This window comes from Mesorhizobium sp. M1D.F.Ca.ET.043.01.1.1, from assembly GCF_003952385.1.
In the GTDB taxonomy this organism is placed as follows: domain Bacteria; phylum Pseudomonadota; class Alphaproteobacteria; order Rhizobiales; family Rhizobiaceae; genus Mesorhizobium.
Genome location: NZ_CP034444.1, coordinates 1,160,899 through 1,177,021, shown reverse-complemented (window position 1 = coordinate 1,177,021; position 16,123 = coordinate 1,160,899). Strand labels below are relative to the sequence as shown.

At 65.8% G+C, this 16,123-nt stretch carries 12 protein-coding genes and 1 pseudogene; 4 read left to right on the top strand and 9 right to left on the bottom strand.

Annotated elements, in window-relative coordinates:
• Window positions 1–23: 23 nt before the first annotated feature.
• From betA to betI, 4 genes and pseudogenes are all read right to left on the bottom strand, one after another.
• Complete coding sequence (gene betA, locus EJ067_RS06115) at window positions 24–1,676, bottom strand: choline dehydrogenase (protein WP_126085144.1); 1,653 nt, start codon at window positions 1,674–1,676, stop codon at window positions 24–26.
• Window positions 1,669–2,673 (bottom strand): threonine/serine dehydratase, encoded by a 1,005-nt coding sequence (locus EJ067_RS06110; RefSeq protein WP_189510433.1) that lies wholly within the window; start codon window positions 2,671–2,673, stop codon window positions 1,669–1,671. The genes betA and EJ067_RS06110 overlap by 8 nt, the downstream gene beginning before the upstream one ends.
• Window positions 2,670–4,199 carry a choline-sulfatase gene (gene betC / locus EJ067_RS06105; RefSeq protein WP_210211702.1) on the bottom strand — a complete coding sequence of 510 codons (1,530 nt, stop codon included), beginning with the start codon at window positions 4,197–4,199 and terminating at the stop codon, window positions 2,670–2,672. The genes EJ067_RS06110 and betC overlap by 4 nt, the downstream gene beginning before the upstream one ends.
• A gap of 69 nt (window positions 4,200–4,268) precedes the next feature.
• Window positions 4,269–4,772 (bottom strand): annotated as a pseudogene (gene betI / locus EJ067_RS34875) (transcriptional regulator BetI); the annotation flags it as partial.
• Window positions 4,773–5,028: 256 nt separating this feature from the next.
• Here betI and EJ067_RS06100 point away from each other — a divergent pair.
• Complete coding sequence (locus EJ067_RS06100) at window positions 5,029–6,195, top strand: acetyl-CoA acetyltransferase (protein WP_126085141.1); 1,167 nt, start codon at window positions 5,029–5,031, stop codon at window positions 6,193–6,195.
• Window positions 6,196–6,252: 57 nt separating this feature from the next.
• The gene (locus EJ067_RS06095) at window positions 6,253–7,257 is read left to right on the top strand and encodes an asparaginase (protein WP_126085140.1); all 1,005 of its coding nucleotides are present in this window, start codon (window positions 6,253–6,255) and stop codon (window positions 7,255–7,257) included.
• On the opposite strand, the gene EJ067_RS06090 is transcribed toward EJ067_RS06095, so the two are convergent.
• Entirely contained in the window at window positions 7,254–8,630 is a 1,377-nt protein-coding gene (locus EJ067_RS06090) for a TIGR03808 family TAT-translocated repetitive protein (protein ID WP_126085139.1), read from the bottom strand. The two genes, EJ067_RS06095 and EJ067_RS06090, sit on opposite strands and share 4 nt — an antisense overlap.
• Before the next feature lie 107 nt (window positions 8,631–8,737).
• Here EJ067_RS06090 and greA point away from each other — a divergent pair, with 107 nt between their 5' ends.
• Window positions 8,738–9,220 (top strand): transcription elongation factor GreA, encoded by a 483-nt coding sequence (greA, locus tag EJ067_RS06085; protein ID WP_126085138.1) that lies wholly within the window; start codon window positions 8,738–8,740, stop codon window positions 9,218–9,220.
• Between the two features lie 179 nt (window positions 9,221–9,399).
• Here greA and scpA read toward each other — a convergent pair whose 3' ends face one another.
• Both scpA and EJ067_RS06075 read right to left on the bottom strand, forming a co-directional pair.
• Entirely contained in the window at window positions 9,400–11,523 is a 2,124-nt protein-coding gene (scpA, locus tag EJ067_RS06080; RefSeq protein ID WP_126085137.1) for a methylmalonyl-CoA mutase, read from the bottom strand.
• Window positions 11,520–12,962, bottom strand: a complete 1,443-nt coding sequence (locus EJ067_RS06075) for a methylmalonyl-CoA mutase family protein (RefSeq protein WP_126085136.1) — start codon at window positions 12,960–12,962, stop codon at window positions 11,520–11,522. The genes scpA and EJ067_RS06075 overlap by 4 nt, the downstream gene beginning before the upstream one ends.
• Window positions 12,963–13,216: 254 nt before the next feature.
• Here EJ067_RS06075 and EJ067_RS06070 point away from each other — a divergent pair, with 254 nt between their 5' ends.
• Window positions 13,217–14,740, top strand: coding sequence for a helicase HerA-like C-terminal domain-containing protein (locus EJ067_RS06070; RefSeq protein ID WP_126085135.1), 1,524 nt, complete (start codon window positions 13,217–13,219; stop codon window positions 14,738–14,740).
• 40 nt (window positions 14,741–14,780) lie between these two features.
• On the opposite strand, the gene EJ067_RS06065 is transcribed toward EJ067_RS06070, so the two are convergent.
• Both EJ067_RS06065 and EJ067_RS06060 read right to left on the bottom strand, forming a co-directional pair.
• The gene (locus tag EJ067_RS06065; RefSeq protein ID WP_126085134.1) at window positions 14,781–15,428 is read right to left on the bottom strand and encodes a LysE family translocator; all 648 of its coding nucleotides are present in this window, start codon (window positions 15,426–15,428) and stop codon (window positions 14,781–14,783) included.
• A gap of 35 nt (window positions 15,429–15,463) precedes the next feature.
• Window positions 15,464–16,087 carry an FMN-binding negative transcriptional regulator gene (locus EJ067_RS06060; protein WP_126085133.1) on the bottom strand — a complete coding sequence of 208 codons (624 nt, stop codon included), beginning with the start codon at window positions 16,085–16,087 and terminating at the stop codon, window positions 15,464–15,466.
• Between the last annotated feature and the right edge of the window lie 36 nt (window positions 16,088–16,123).

Here is a 16,123-nt window from a genome sequence, read left to right as displayed (position 1 = left end):
GAGGGCGCCCGCCGGATCATGCGCTATCTGTCCGCCACCTGCCAGCGCGGATTGATCCATGGTTCCTGGTTGGATGGCGCCAGCCGCGTGCGGCCGAGGATGTGGTCGGATGCCTTCTCGCCGGTCATGATCGAGGGTGCGTTGAGATTGCCGTTGGTCACCCGCGGGAAGATCGAGGAGTCGGCGACCCGCAGGGCCTCGACGCCGATCACCCGGCATTCCGGATCGACGACGCTTGTCAGATCGTCGGCGCGACCCATCCTGCAGGTGCCGCAGGGATGATAGGCGCTCTCGGCGTGCTCGCGGATGAAGGCGTCGAGCTCGTCGTCGGACTGCAGATGGCTGCCCGGCGAAATCTCCTTGCCGCGGAAACCATCGAAGGCCTTCTGGCCAAAAATTTCGCGCGTCAGCCGGATGCAGTGGCGGAACTCGCTCCAGTCGTCCGGATGCGACATGTAGTTGAAGCGGATCACCGGCTTAGCCCGTGCGTCGGGCGAGCGCAGCGTCACGGAGCCGCGCGACTTCGAGCGCATCGGGCCGACATGCGCCTGGAAGCCATGCGACTTCGCCGCCGCCTTGCCGTCGTAGCGCACCGCCGCCGGGATGAAATGATACTGGATGTCGGGATAGTCGACGCCCGCCTGCGAGCGCACGAAGGCCGCCGCCTCGAAATGGTTGGTGGCGCCGAGGCCGGTCTTGAAGAACAGCCACTGCGCGCCGATCATGGCCTTGGAGAAGGGATTGAGCACTGAATTCAGCGTGATCGGCCTGGTCGATTCCTGCTGGATGTAGAGCTCCAGATGGTCCTGCAGATTGCCGCCGACACCCGGCCGGTCGGCGATCACCGCAATTCCGTTTTCCCGGAGATGCGCGCCAGGCCCGATGCCCGACAGCATCAGGATCTTCGGTGAATTGATCGACGATGCCGCAACGACCACCTCACGTCGCGCCTTAACGACTTGAATCTGTTTGTTAGCCTCGATCTCGACACCGACGGCGCGTTGATTCTCGATCACCACGCGTCGGGCGAAACCTTTGACCAGCCTCACATTTTTGCGCCTGAGAGCCGGCTTTAGATAGGCATTCGCGGCCGACCAGCGCCGTCCGCCCAGAATGGTCTGCTCCATTGCCCCGAAGCCTTCCTGCTTCGAGCCGTTGTAGTCGTCGGTGAGCTCGAAACCGGCCTGGCGGCCCGCCTCGACGAACGCGCCATAGAGTGGGTTCTTGCGCGTGCCGCGCTGCACATGCAGCGGGCCGCTTTTGCCTCGCCAGCCGTCCTCGCCGCCGTCGGCTTCTTCCATCCGCTTGAAATAGGGAAGCACGTCTGCAAAACCCCAGCCGGCGGCACCTTGTTCAGCCCAATGGTCGAAATCGCGCGCATGGCCGCGCACATAGACCATGCCGTTGATCGAGGACGAGCCGCCGATGACCTTGCCGCGCGGCGTGGCAAGCACCCGGCCGCCGAGATGCGGCTCCGGCTCGCTGGCGAACCCCCAGTCGTAAAGGTTCATGTTGAGCGGGATCGACAGCGCCGACGGCATCTGGATCAGCGGCCCGATATCGGTGCCGCCGAACTCGATCACGATCACCGAGTGCCTGCCGTCCTCGGACAGCCGGTAGGCCATGGCCGAGCCGGCGGAGCCGGAGCCGATGATGACGAAATCCGCTTCAAGCATTGTTCATATGCGCCATAAAATCGGCGAGCGAGACATTGCCGCCGGTAGCCACTACGAGGACGGTTTTGCCCGCCACATTCACCTTGCCGCCCAGCAGCGCCGCGAGCGATGCCGCGCCCGACGGCTCCAGCACCAGCTTCATCCGCTCGAAGGCGATTTTCATTGCGCGCCGCACCGAGGCGTCGTCGACGGTGACGCCGCGAACGCCGGCCGCGCTCACTGCCGCGAAGGGCGCCTCGCCGGGCTTGCGCGCCATCAGTCCGTCGCAGATCGACTTCGGCCCGATCGGCATGGTCTCGATTGCGCCATGCGCGAGCGAGGAGCCCATGCCGTTGAAGCCCTCGGGCTCGACGGCGATGATCTCGGTCTTCGGGGACAGATAGTGGAAGGCGAGCGAGACGCCGCCGATCAGCCCGCCGCCGCCGACCGAGCAGAACACCAGATCGGCATGCGCCTTCTTTGCAGCCAACTGCTCAAGCGCCTCGAGTCCCGCGCCGGCCTGGCCGGCGACGATCTCCGGATCGTCGAAGGGGTGGAGCAAGGCGAGGTGCTCGGTCTCGGCGATCTCGCGCGCCTTGGCGGCCGCGACTTCCTCGCGGGCGCGATCGCCATGATCGGTCAGCACCACGCGCGCGCCATAGCCTGCGGTCGCATCGCGTTTGGCGGCCGGCGCGTCGATCGGCATGACGATGGTGACGGGAATGCCGAGCGCCTGTCCGGCGGCCGCGAGCCCTTGCGCGAAATTGCCTGAGGAATAGGCGACGACGCCCGCGCTCGCTTTCTCCGGCGAGAGTCGCTTCAGCCGCCAATAGGCGCCGCGCACCTTGAAGGAGCCTGCCCATTGCAGCGATTCCGGCTTGACGAAGACGCGCGCGGCGCCCGTTTCGCTGGCGAGCGCGGCCGACTCCAGCAGCGGCGTCACCTGCGTGGCCGTGGACGTCACGGCATAGGCCTGCTTCAGGTGGTCGAGGGTGGGAATGAGAACGTCAGCCATCATTCGCCTCGCGGATACCGTTTGCTCTCCTCGAGATTGTCGAGGTTCATGTGATTGCGCATGTAGCGTTCCGATGCCTTCTGCAGTGGCTGGAAGTCCCACGGGTAGTAGGCGCCGTTGCGCAGCGCCGGGTAGACCACCCAGCGTCGCGCCTGGCTTTCACGCACCGCGGCGTCGAAGGCGGGCATGTCCCAGCGCGCCCGGACCTGGTCCATGAAAGCGGCCACCAGGGCGGCGTTTGCCGGATCGTCGGCGAGGTTGTCGCGTTCGAGCGGATCGGCCTCGAGATCGAAGAGTTGCGGCGCGTCGAGCTCGCAATGGACGAACTTGTATTTGCCGTCGCGGATGGCGACCAGGGGCGCATGGGAGCCCTCGGCGGCGTATTCCATCAACACCGGCGCGGTGCGTGCCTCGCCGCCAAGCAGCGGCAGCAGCGACTGGCCGTCGGTCCACGGCGTGATCGCCGCGATGTCGATGCCCGCCAGGTCGCAGAGCGTTGGCGTCACGTCGAGGTTGGAGACCGGCGCTTTGACCAGTCCGGCCGGCACGCCCTTGCCGGCGATCATCAGCGGCACGCGCGCGGACCCCTCGAAGAAGCTCATCTTGAACCACAGGCCGCGCTCGCCCAGCATGTCGCCATGGTCCGAGCAGAACAGGATGGTGGTGTCGTCGAGCATGCGGGTGCGCTTGAGGGCATCGACAAGCTCGCCGAGCTTGTCGTCGACATAGGAAATGTTCGCGAAGTAGCCGCGCCGTGAACGGCGCACCTGCTCGGGCGTGATCTCGAAGGATTGGTAGTCGCTGGCGCGGTAGAGCCGCTGCGAATGCGTGTCCTGTTCGTCATGCGGGATGAACGAGGTTTCAGGGTCGAGCGCCTGGCAGTTCTGGTAGAGATCCCAGTACTGCTTGCGCGCCACATAGGGATCATGCGGATGCGATAGTGACACCGTAAGGCACCATGGCCGACGGCCCGCATCGTCCTGCTCGCGCGAGAGCTGGTAGAGTTTCTGCGTCGCCAGGAAGGTGACCTCGTCGTCATATTCCATCTGGTTGGTGGTCTCGGCGACGCCGGCGCCGGTCACCGAGCCCAGATTGTGGTACCACCAGTCGATGCGCTCGCCGGGCTTGCGATAGTCCGGCGTCCAGCCGAAATCGGCGGGATAGATGTCGGTGGTCAGCCGCTCCTCGAAGCCGTGCAACTGGTCCGGCCCAACGAAATGCATCTTGCCGGACAGGCAGGTATAGTAGCCGGCGCCGCGCAGATGATGCGCGAAGGTCGGGATCGAGGAAGCGAATTCGGCGGCGTTGTCGTAGACCCCGGTGCGCGACGGCAACTGGCCGCTCATGAACGAGGCGCGGCCGGGCGCGCAGAGCGGCGAGGCCGTGTAGTTGTTGGCGAACCGCGCCGAGCGCGCCGCGAGCGCCTTGAGATGCGGCACGTGCAGGAAATCCGCCGGGCCGTCGGGGAACAGCGTACCGTTGAGCTGATCGACCATGACGATCAGGAAATTGGTCCGTCGGGTTGTCAAGGCAGGCCCCGTCCGTTTGAGCTTGGTTTCTAGATAGTCTTCGATGAGCACGATCGCTGTCCGCGCATCGGGCACGCCTTCCTTCAGCGCGCGCCGGATGTAGAGCCCGTCGATCAGCGCTGCCGTCGCTTCCGCGACGCGGTCCGCTTCGGTCCTCGGCAGGATGCCGGTCAGCCCGCTCATCAGGTTGGAATTGAGCCGCCGCGCATAGACGCGAAGCAGCCGCCGCAGGGCGGAAGACTGCTGCGCCTCGACATAGAAGGCGAGCCAGGCGGCGATGATTTCGGGCTGGAACTGGTCGTCCGAGAAACTGACCGCTACGACGGCTGAAACGCGCTGGCGCGGCGTCGCGGCAAGGCTGAGCGCACGCCGCGTGTCGGCGTTGAGTTCGGCGAGGATGTGCCGCATCGTCGCGAACAGCAGCTCGTCCTTGGCGCCGAAATAATGATGCGCGAGCGCCGAGGATACGCCGGCGCGGCCGGCGATCTCCGACATGGTCACGTCCAGCGAACCGCGCTCGCCGATCGCCGAGATCGTCGCGTCGATCAGCGCCCTGCGGCGCAGCGGTTCCATTCCGATTTTCGGCATTTGGGAGGTCCGATTCCGGGCCAGATTATTTTTTATTGACGGATCAATCAATAAAAAATCGACATCGGGATCAATCGATCGTGTCGCTCTGGCCCATCCCAAAGGCTGGAAAACGGTTCATCGTTGAACAATATTGAATCTCATGCCGCGGCAGGATCGTGCTAGCGTGTTGAGGTTCAGGTCAGGCCGGCATCACCTGAAGATCAATACACGCGGGGCCGCGCGGCAAATGGAGGCTGTTATGACCGCATGCATCGTCGGCTGGGCGCATTCGCGCTTCGGCAAGCTCGAAGGCGAGACGCTGGAGGGCCTGATCACCAAGGTCGCCGTGGACGCGCTCGACCATGCCGGCATCGGTCCGGACGATGTCGACGAGATCGTGCTCGGCCATTTCAACGCCGGCTTCTCGCCGCAGGATTTCACCGCGAGCCTGGTGCTGCAGGCCGACGACCGGCTGCGCTTCAAGCCGGCGACGCGTGTCGAAAATGCCTGCGCCACCGGCTCGGCCGCGGTGCGGCAAGGCATCCGCGCCATCGACGCCAACGCTGCCCGCATCGTGCTGGTGGTCGGCGCCGAGCAGATGACGACGACGCCCGGCCCGGAAATCGGCAAGAACCTGCTCAAGGCCTCCTATCTGCCGGAGGACGGCGACACGCCGGCGGGCTTTGCCGGTGTCTTCGGCAAGATCGCGCAGGCCTATTTCCAGCGCTATGGCGACCAGTCGGACGCGCTTGCCATGATCGCCGCCAAGAACCACAAGAACGGCGTCGACAATCCCTATGCGCAGATGCGCAAGGATTTCGGCTACGAGTTCTGCCGCCAGGAGAGTGAGAAGAACCCCTTTGTCGCCGGTCCGCTGAAGCGCACCGACTGCTCGCTGGTTTCGGACGGCGCGGCGGCGCTCGTGCTGACCGACACCGCGACGGCACTGAAGATGCGTCGCGCCGTCACCTTCCGCGCCAACGAGCATGTCCAGGATTTCCTGCCGATGTCGAAGCGCGACATCCTTTCCTTCGAAGGCTGCGAGCGGGCCTGGGAGCAGGCGCTGAAGAAGGCCGGCGTCACGCTCAACGACCTTTCCTTCGTCGAGACGCATGACTGCTTCACCATCGCCGAGCTCATCGAATACGAGGCGATGGGGCTGGCCAAGCCAGGCGAAGGCGCGAAGTTGGCACTGGACGGCACGACGGCCAGGGACGGCCGCCTGCCGGTCAATCCATCCGGCGGCTTGAAGGCGAAGGGCCACCCGATCGGCGCCACCGGCGTGTCGATGCATGTGCTGACCGCCATGCAGCTTACCGGCGAGGCCGGCGGCATCCAGGTGCCGGGCGCAAAACTCGGCGGCATCTTCAACATGGGTGGTGCTGCCGTCGCCAATTACGTTTCCATCCTCGACAGGATTCGCTAGAAGCGGCCCGCATCAAAGGCGCCGCGCCCCGTTGGGCGCGCGCGGGCGGGAGAAAACATGGCAAATCCGGTTCTGGTCGAGGTTCTGCGCGGCGCGGTGGTCGAAAGCGCCCATCGCGGCGCGGTCTCCGTTTTCGATGCCGACGGCAAGCCCGTCTGGGAGATCGGCGACACCGAACGCCCGGTGTTCCCGCGCTCGGCGGTGAAGGCGATCCAGGCACTGCCGCTGGTCGAATCGGGCGCTGCCGACGCCTATGGCTTCGGCGACCGCGAACTGGCGCTGGCCTGCGCATCGCATTCCGGCGAGCCCGAACATACCAAGCTGGCCGCCGCGATGCTCGCCAGGGCAAACCTCGACAGGACCGCGCTCGAATGCGGCGCGCACTGGCCGTCGAGCCACGATGCGACGATCGCGCTTGCCCACGCAGGCGCCATGCCGAACCCGCTCCACAACAATTGCTCCGGCAAGCATGCCGGTTTCCTCTGCACCTGCGTGCATTCCGGCATCGCCCATGGCGGCTACGTCAAGGCCGGCCACGCTTTGCAGGAGATGGTGCGCGACGCCATGCAGTCGGTGACGGGCGCCGCCCATGACGCCGACCATTGCGCCACCGACGGCTGCTCGATCCCCACCTATGCCGTGCCGTTGAAGAGTTTTGCGCTGGGCTTTGCGCGTATGGCGACGGGCAGGGGCTTCGCGCCCGAACGCGCCAAGGCGGCGAAGCGGCTGCTCTCGGCCTGCATGGCCGAGCCGTTTCTGGTCGCCGGCACCGGCAAGGCGGATCTCGCGCTGATGCAGGCCGCCCCTGGCCGCATCTTCGTCAAGACCGGCGCAGAAGGCGTCTATTGCGCGGCGTTGCCCGAACTCGGCCTCGGCATTGCCTTGAAATGCGATGACGGCGCCGGCAGAGGAGCCGAGGTGATGATCGCCGCGGTCTTGGCAAAACTGCTGCGCGGCGACGAAGCACCCGCCGCGAAGCTCTCCAAGCTCGCCCATCCGCCGGTCGAAAGCCGCATCGGCGCCAAGGTCGGCTCGCTGCGGCCGACGGCCGCGCTGAGCTAGCGCACCTTGTTGCGCTCGACGCTCAGATGCGCGTAACCCGTTTCGCTTGACCGGGCGAGATCGCCGGTCACCGGGTCGGCCCAGCGCTGGCCGATGATGGCGCCGTTGGCGGCGCCGTCGATGACATTGTCGGAGATGACGGCGGTGCCGGAGCCTTCGACGACGCTGACGACGATGCCTGTGCCCGCCTTGCGGATGATGTTTCCCGTCGCCACCACGTTGCGCAGATAGGGCCCCCAGCCGAGCTGCATGCCGTAGAGCGGGGCGTTCTCGACCACATTGCCGGAGACCGAGGTGTCGGCCTCGGCGCTGATGCCGACGCCGAAGCCTGGCGGGTCGGCGGTGTAGGGGCCGACCGTCGACAGGTTGCGCACGATGTTGTTCGAGCACACGGCCATGCGGCCGCCTTCGTTGAAGTTGACGATCGAGATGCCGTTGGCGGCGCCGTCGACGAGGTTGTTACTGAGGATCGCGCCTTCGAAGGAGAACTCCGAATAGATCCCGGTTTCGCCCGAGCGCGAGCAGGTGTTGCCGGTGATCTGCAAATTGTTGGAGCTGTTGGCGCGGATCGCCGAGAAGGCGCAGTCGGAGACGACGTTGCCTGAGATGATGACATTGCCGGCGCGGAAGGCGTTGATGCCGTTGCCGTTCTGGCCGGTGCCGCCGCTCCTCGCGCCGATGCGCTGCACGCGGTTGCCGCTGACGATGGTGCCGTCCTCCGCCTGTTGCCAGCGATGCACCAGAATGCCGCCATTGGCGCAGTCGGACACGGTATTGCCCGAAATCTCTAGCCCGCCCGCCTCGACCGAATAGATACCGGCGTCCGCAGCACCCGAAATGTCGCAGTGCCCGACGCGGCCGGCGACATGTTCCAGCGCCAGCCCGTTCTTGCCGCTGCCTGTAACCTGGCAATTGTCGATGGTGAGATGCGTGACGCGGCGCAGATCGAGCAACCCCTGCGTATAGTCGGCCAGCCAGCGATTGCTGCCGTCGAGCACCAGCCCGCTGAGCTCGATATGCTCGGCCTGCTCGGCCATCATCAGGTGGCCGTTGCCGCCATAGACGATGCGGGTCGCGCCCGGCACGCCCGACAGACGCACGCGCGCCGGCAGCTTCAGGTTGGAGACGAGATAGGTGCCGGGAGGCAGGAACACCGGCGCGTCGCGGTCGCTGGCTTCAGCGAGCATCTTGGCGAAGGTCTTGCTCTGGTCGTCCAGCGCGCCCGGCTGCACGCCGATCTCGATGGCGTTGATCGAGCCGCGCATCGCGGCCTTTTCGATGCCGGGCAGCATCTTCGCCGACGCCTTGCCGGCAAAGAGCCCGGCAACGGCGATGCCGGCGGTCTGGGCAAGCAGCGTTCGTCTGTCCAACATCGGCACAGGTCCTGGTGTTTCGCCCTGTCTGTCGCAGGATTCGTGCCAGGGGCCGGCTCACCGGCAAATCGCTTGTGCAGTTGCCTGACCAAGCCTAAGCTCATGTCATGAGCAGAGCTTTCACACGCGAAGAAGACAGCGAAAATGCAATCGCCGGCGTCGGCGAACGGCCGATCAGCCCGCACCGCAATCTGGTGACGGAGCGGGGCCTGGCGATGATCGAGGAGACTCTCGCCGAGCTGCGCGATTTGATGGCCAAAGCCGAAAGGCGCGGCGACCGCGAGCGCCTTGCGGTGGTGTCGCGCGACCTGCGCTACTGGACCGCGCGGCGCGAGAGCGCCGAGCTTTCCGTGCCCGAGCTGGGCAGCGACGTGGTGCGCTTCGGCATGGGCGTCACGTTGGAAAACGATGACGGCAAGAAAGTGCATTGGCGCATTGTCGGCGAGGACGAGGCCAATCCTTCAAAAGGCAGCATTTCCCATGTCTCGCCAATGGCGGTCGCGCTGTTCGGCAAGAAGGTAGGCGAGGTCGTCAAGGTCAACGGCAAGGAATGGGAAATCGCCAAGCTCTCTGACAAGGCCGAGAACTAGTCTTCGAGCACAGAAATTTTGACCGGTCGACTATGCTTGTGTTGGCCGGTCGGATGCCTTGGCGATTGGCCGAAACGCGCATCCTTGGGCGGAGCGGGAAGCGAAGCGTATCGCGTAGACCCAAGGATCCATGGCGTATCTTCAGAGCGCCGCTGCGATGCAGAATTCTGCCGACTGCATCAGCCTGCCGCCAGCAACCGATCCATCAGCCGATCCGCTGCCTGCGGGATGACGGTGCCTGGCGGGAAGATTTCAGCCGCTCCAGCCTTCAGCACCGCGTCATAGTCCTGCGGCGGGATGACGCCGCCGGCGACGATCAGCATGTCGCCATGGCCAAGCTTCTTCAGCGCATCCTTGAGCTCAGGGATCAGCGTCAGATGTCCAGCGGCAAGCGAGGAAGCGCCGATGATGTCGACGTCGTGCTGCACCGCCAGCTTCGCGATCTCGTCCGGTGTCTGGAACATCGGCCCGACGGTGACGTCGAAGCCGAGATCGGCAAATGCGCTGGCGATCACCTTCTGGCCGCGGTCGTGGCCATCCTGTCCCATCTTGGCGACCAGGATGCGCGGCTTGGCGCCGGATTTCTTCTCGAAGGCTTCGATCTTTTCCTTGAGCCGGTCGACCGCCGGATTGTCGCCAAGCGCGTCGCGATAGACGCCAGTGATCGTCTGCACGGTGGCCGCATGGCGGCCGAACACCTTCTCAAGCGCCAGCGAGATCTCGCCGACGGTGGCATTGGCGCGCGCGGCGCGGATCGCGAATTCCAGCAGGTTCTCGCCGCTCTCGGCCGCGCGGGTCAGCGCGGCAAGCGCGTCCTCCAGTGCCGCGACGTCGCGCGTGCCTTTCAGCCGCTGCAGCTTCGCCAACTGCCGGGCCTTCACCTCGGCATTGTCGATCTTGAGCACATCGACCTCGATATCGGCTTCCGGGCGATGCGCGTTGACGCCGACCAGCACCTGCTCGCCGGAATCGATGCGCGCCTGCGTGCGCGCCGCCGCTTCCTCGATGCGCAGCTTCGGAATGCCTTTCTCGATCGCCGCCGCCATGCCGCCGAGGCTTTCGACCTCCTCGATATGGGCGAGCGCGCGGGCCGCCAGATCATGCGTCAGCCGCTCGACATAGGCCGAGCCGCCCCACGGGTCGATCATGCGCGTGGTGCCGGATTCCTTTTGCAGAATGAGCTGCGTGTTGCGCGCGATCCGCGCCGAATGATCGGTCGGCAGCGCCATCGCCTCGTCGAAGGAATTGGTATGCAGCGACTGTGTGTGTCCCTGCGTCGCCGCCATCGCCTCGATCATGGTCCGGGTGATGTTGTTGTAGGGGTCCTGCGCCGTCAGCGACCAGCCTGAGGTCTGGCAATGGGTGCGCAACGACAGCGAGCGCTCGTCTTTCGGCGCAAAATTCTTCTTCATCAGGCTCGACCAGAGCAGACGCGCGGCGCGGAGCTTGGCGACCTCCATGAAGAAGTTCATGCCGATCGCCCAGAAGAAGGAGAGGCGCGGCGCGAAGCGGTCGATGTCGAGGCCCGCGGCGACGCCGGCGCGCGCATATTCGATGCCGTCGGCGATCGTGTAGGCGAGCTCGAGATCGGCCGTCGCGCCCGCTTCCTGCATGTGGTAGCCGGAGATCGAGATCGAGTTGAATTTCGGCATATGCTTCGAGGTGTAGGCGAAGATGTCCGACACGATCCGCATCGATGGCTTTGGCGGATAAATGTAAGTGTTGCGGACCATGAACTCCTTCAGAATGTCGTTCTGAATGGTCCCGGCGAGATCCTTCTGCGCGACGCCCTGTTCCTCCGCCGCGACGATGAATAAAGCCATGATCGGCAGCACGGCGCCGTTCATCGTCATCGACACCGTCATCTCGTTGAGCGGGATGCCGTCGAACAGCTGGCGCATGTCGAGAATGGAATCGATCGCCACACCCGCCATGCCGACGTCGCCGGCGACGCGCGGATGGTCGCTGTCATAGCCGCGATGCGTGGCAAGATCGAAGGCAACCGAAAGCCCCTTCTGGCCGGCCGCGAGATTGCGTCGGTAGAAGGCGTTGGATTCCTCGGCCGTCGAGAAGCCGGCATATTGCCGGATCGTCCAGGGCTGCTGGACATACATGGTCGGGTAGGGGCCGCGCACGAAGGGCGGCAGGCCGGGATAGGTGTCGAGATTGGCCAGCCCCTTGAGGTCGCCTTGGCCGTAGAGGTGTTTTACGGCGATGCCTTCCGGCGTCATCCGCTGGCCCTTGAGCTCGACCGGTGCCCTGCGCGGCGCCGACCAGCCGATCTGGCTGAAATCCGGGATCATGATCCGGCTCCGATCGACTGATCGATGCGCACCGGGAACAGCGGCTCGCATACAGCGACGCCCTCTGTCAGTGCCGGCCGGCGTTCGGCCGTCAATGTCTCGACTGGACGCTCGCTGCCGGCCCGGAAAAGCGTCGTCCCGATGATGCCGCGTTCGCCGGCCCGATAGGCGGCATTGCGCTTCGCGGCGGCCGTCTGCACGCGGTTCTGGATATAGCCCTGCTGCAGGCTGTTGAGCACGCCACCCTCTGCCTCGATGCGCTGGAATTCCTGCCAGGCCGCCGCGCAAAGCTCGTCGGTCAGCGCCTCGACCGCGCCGGAGCCGCTGGCCGGATCGGCGACATGATGGAGATGGCTCTCATGCGCCATGATCAGCTGCGCATTGCGGGCGACGCGGCGGGCAAAAGCGGCGGGCAGACCATGCGCGATGGTGTGCGGCAGGATCGAGACGGAATCGGCGCCGCCGGTCGCCGCGGCGAAAGCGGCAACCGCGGTACGCAGGATATTGGTTTCCGGGTCTGCCGTCGCCATCATGCGATAGGAGGTTTCGGCGTGGACGTTTGCCGTCGAGGCTGGGATCGAGCAGGCCTCCTGGATCCGCGCCCAGAGCTTGCGCAACGCCCGCACCTTGGCCATCGACAGGAACTGGTCCTGGTCGACGCTGAGGGCGAAGCCGATATAGGGCGCGGCATAGACCAGCGGCTGGCGTGCCTTCTCGAACATCCTGAGATAGGAGACAGCCGACGCCATCATCGTGCCGAGTTCCTGCGCCTCGGTGGCACCGGCATTGTGGAACACGCGGCCGTCGGCCTCGAGCAGCGCGCCCGGCACGCCCATCGAGAAGAAATGCGCCAGCGATTGCGGCATCGATTCCTGCAGCGCCTCGATCGAGGTGCGCAGCCGTCCGGTGCCGGCGAAGATCGCCGCCGGGTCGATGCCGAAGGAGAGGTTGAGCTTCGTCGGATCGGAGCGGCGCCGGGTCAGGAAGGCGAGCAGCCAGTCGGCCACGGCGCGGCTCCACGGATGCGCGTCGATGCGCACCTGGACGCGGTTGAGCGGCACGCCGTCGAGCACCGTTTCCAGCGCCTCCGCCGTTCTCGGCAGGCCGTAGCCGAAGGCGTTCGGCGCGCCCTCGAAGACCAGCGACAGGCCGGTTGCGCCCTGCGCGATGTCCTGCAGCGCCTGGGCGCTGGCGCGGGCGATGTCCGGATCGTCGACGCGCTGGCTGACGATCCAGGGCGACTTCGGGTTGGTGCGCACCAGCGGCTCGGCGCCGGCCGAGCGTTCGCTGAGCGGCTCGATGCGGATACCGTCATCGGTGTGCGAAACGAGCTTTTCCTCGAACGAGCCGCCGGCCAGCGCCTTTTCCGCCAGCGCCAGCCAGCGCTTGGCGTCCGGGTTCGGAAGGTCGACATCCCTGGTCAAGGCGCCGGCGCCCATCGCACTCCTCGTCTCTTTGCCGCATCATCCACCAGTCTAAGGTCCCCGGCCGGATATCACAATGCGACATCCGCCGCGGCAATTCCGGCAGTCGCTAACCGATTGCCAAACATGCTCAAAATCCGCAAGCTTCAAAAGATCGAATTCCGCCGACGGCTCGGTTTCAATGATTGGCATTGTCGCCCGGCGACAGCGTTACTATACCTCGCATGAGGCTCGGGCGTTTGACGGAACAGATTGCGGAGACCGGACATATGGCGGACGACACCAGCATCTTCATCGGCGCCAGCCGCAAGCCTGACGATTCCTATCAGCGCGCGGAGGAACTGCTGCTGCGCTACGGCAACCGTCACGGGCTGATCACCGGCGCCACCGGCACCGGCAAGACGGTCAGCCTGCAGGTCCTGGCCGAGGGCTTTTCCAACGCCGGCGTCCCGGTCTTCTGCGCCGACATCAAGGGCGACCTTTCCGGCATCGCCATGATGGGCGAGGCCAAGGATTTTCTCGTGAAGCGTGCCGGAGAGGTGAAGCTCGATCCTTACCAGTTCCAGGAATTCCCGGTCATCTTCTGGGACCTGTTCGGCGAGCAGGGCCATCCGATCCGCGCCACCATCTCGGAAATGGGGCCGCTGCTCATGTCGCGGCTGATGAACCTCACCGAAGCGCAGGAGGGCGTCATGAACATCGCCTTCCGCATCGCCGACGAGGAGGGCCTGTTGCTGCTCGACCTCAAGGACCTGCAGGCGCTGCTTGCCAACATCGCCGAGCGCGCCGACGAGCTCAGCGCCCGCTACGGCAATGTGACCAAACCGTCCGTCGGCGCCATCCAGCGCACGCTCCTGGTGCTGGAACAGCAGGGTGCCGCGAACTTCTTCGGCGAACCGGCGCTGCGCATCGCCGATCTCATGCGCACGACCCGTGACGGCCGCGGCGCGGTCAGCGTTCTGGCCGCCGACAAGCTGATGATGAACCCCAGGCTCTATGCCACCTTCCTGCTCTGGCTGATGTCGGAGCTGTTCGAGGAACTGCCCGAGGTCGGTGACCTCGACCAGCCGAAGCTGGTCTTCTTCTTCGACGAGGCGCATCTGTTGTTCGAGGACGCGCCGAAGGTGCTGGTCGACCGCGTCGAGCAGGTGGTGCGGCTGATCCGTTCCAAGGGCGTCGGCGTCTATTTCGTCACCCAGAACCCGCTCGACATTCCGGAAAAGGTGCTGGCCCAGCTCGGCAACCGTGTCCAGCACGCGCTACGCGCCTACACGCCGCGCGAGCAGCAGGCGGTCAGGACAGCGGCCGAGACCTTCCGGCCCAACCCCGATTTCGACTGCGCCACCGCGATTACCCAGCTCGCCACCGGCGAGGCGCTGGTCTCGACGCTCGAGGACAAGGGCGTGCCGGCCATGGTCCAGCGCACGCTGATCCGGCCGCCGTCCTCGCGGCTCGGGCCGATCACGCCGGACGAGCGCCGCAAGATCATTGCCGCGAGCCCGGTCGCCGGCCAGTACGACCAGCTGGTCGATCGCGAATCGGCCTTCGAGATCCTGCAGAAGAAGACCAAGGAGGCGCAGGACGCCGAGGCGCAGGCGCAACAGGCGGGCAGCGGCGGCTCGCGTTGGACCATTCCGGGCTTCGACGACGTCTTGGGAACGTCGGGCCGGCGGTCTTCCAACCGTCAGACGGTGGCCGAAGCCGCGATCAAATCGGTGGTGCGCTCGGTCGGCTCCTCCGTCGGCCGCGCCATCGTGCGCGGGATACTGGGAAGCCTGGCCAGGGGGCGGTAGAAAGCCTTCTCGGCGGTCGGGCAACCGGCCTGGTAGCCAATCAGGCAGGGCGCTTGGCTATGGCGAGGCCGATGCCGAGCGCGATCATCGCGCCGCCTGACGTCTCGCGCAGCCGACGTATCATGCCGAACCGGCCTGCCGCGCCGTCCCGGATGCGGCTCGCCCCGAAAGCGACCACGACATCGGCAAGGGTGTTGAGCGTCACCGACACGAAGCCGAGCGCCATGAACTGCAAGGCGACATGGCCGGCGCTGAGGTCCACGAACTGCGGAATGAAGGCCAGGAAGAAGGCGGCCGTCTTCGGATTCAGCGCCTCGACCAGCACCCCTTCGCGAAACGCTCTGCCCGCGCCGACCGCGGGCGCGGGCGCGCCGCCCTCCAGTATTGTCGTTGCCTCGCGTCGTGCGGCCTGGAAGGTGCGGAAACCGAGCCAGACGAGGTAGGCCGCGCCGATCAGCTTCAGCGCCGTGAACAGCTCCGCGCTTGCGAGCACGATCGCCGAAACGCCCAGGCTGCCGGCAAGCACGTGCACCATGCCGCCGAGGCCCGTCCCGAAACTCGAGGCGATGCCTTCCGCGCGTCCTCCGGCGAGCGTGCGCGCGGCGACGTAGAAGATACCCGGCCCGGGCGTGATGGCGAGCAGGAACGCGGCGGCGAAGTACAGAGCGAACTGGGTCAGATCGGGCATGACGGACTTGAGTGTAAGTTGGACGGCCTTGGGTGTCACGACGGGATGAGCGCGGCGACCTCGCGGTCCGAAGGCCGATCGCTCGCCGCGAGACCAGACACGACGCCGGCGCGGTCGGCCGCGTTGCGGTTCTGGCTCATCTTGCGCTTGCCTTCCAGCCGCGTGATCGGCAGGCGCAGGCCGACAATCCCCTTGAGCTGCGATTGAATGAAATCCGGCGGCGCATCCGATACGGACCAGGGTGCTGCGCGCCCGCCTTCGTGGAGATTGGTGAGACGCGTCACCACGTCGAGCAGCCTGTCGGCGTCTTCGAAGAATTCGATCGGCCCATAGGCATGGACGGCGACATAGTTCCAGGTCGGCACGACCTTTCCGGTCTCCTGCTTGGCCTGATACCACGCCGGCGTCACATAGGCATCTGGTCCCATGAAGATCGCCAGGCCATCGCCTAGTACCGGTGCGCGCCACTGCGGATTTGCCTTCGCCACATGGCCGTAGATCACGCCATGCTCGCCCTCGCTGTCGTCGAGGAAAAGCGGCAACGGCGTCGCCCGGGGCCCTTCCGCGGTGGCGGTGACCAGCGTCGCCAGCCGCGCCGCGCGGATCGTTGCTCTCAGGCTCTCCGTGTCGTCGTCCCGGAATGCGGGCGGTATGTACATGGGTGGAACTCCTTGCGTCGTAACTGAAGATGCCGC

Excerpts from the sequence above, each read along its gene's own strand:
- EJ067_RS06065 (WP_126085134.1), bottom strand. The coding sequence starts at position 15,428 with ATGCCCGATCTGACCCAGTTCGCTCTGTACTTCGCCGCCGCGTTCCTG.
- EJ067_RS06090 (WP_126085139.1), bottom strand. The coding sequence starts at position 8,630 with ATGTTGGACAGACGAACGCTGCTTGCCCAGACCGCCGGCATCGCCGTT.
- EJ067_RS06110 (WP_189510433.1), bottom strand. The coding sequence starts at position 2,673 with ATGATGGCTGACGTTCTCATTCCCACCCTCGACCACCTGAAGCAGGCC.
- EJ067_RS06100 (WP_126085141.1), top strand. The coding sequence starts at position 5,029 with ATGACCGCATGCATCGTCGGCTGGGCGCATTCGCGCTTCGGCAAGCTC.
- greA (WP_126085138.1), top strand. The coding sequence starts at position 8,738 with ATGAGCAGAGCTTTCACACGCGAAGAAGACAGCGAAAATGCAATCGCC.
- EJ067_RS06095 (WP_126085140.1), top strand. The coding sequence starts at position 6,253 with ATGGCAAATCCGGTTCTGGTCGAGGTTCTGCGCGGCGCGGTGGTCGAA.
- EJ067_RS06075 (WP_126085136.1), bottom strand. The coding sequence starts at position 12,962 with ATGGGCGCCGGCGCCTTGACCAGGGATGTCGACCTTCCGAACCCGGAC.
- betA (WP_126085144.1), bottom strand. The coding sequence starts at position 1,676 with ATGCTTGAAGCGGATTTCGTCATCATCGGCTCCGGCTCCGCCGGCTCG.
- EJ067_RS06070 (WP_126085135.1), top strand. The coding sequence starts at position 13,217 with ATGGCGGACGACACCAGCATCTTCATCGGCGCCAGCCGCAAGCCTGAC.
- scpA (WP_126085137.1), bottom strand. The coding sequence starts at position 11,523 with ATGATCCCGGATTTCAGCCAGATCGGCTGGTCGGCGCCGCGCAGGGCA.
- EJ067_RS06060 (WP_126085133.1), bottom strand. The coding sequence starts at position 16,087 with ATGTACATACCGCCCGCATTCCGGGACGACGACACGGAGAGCCTGAGA.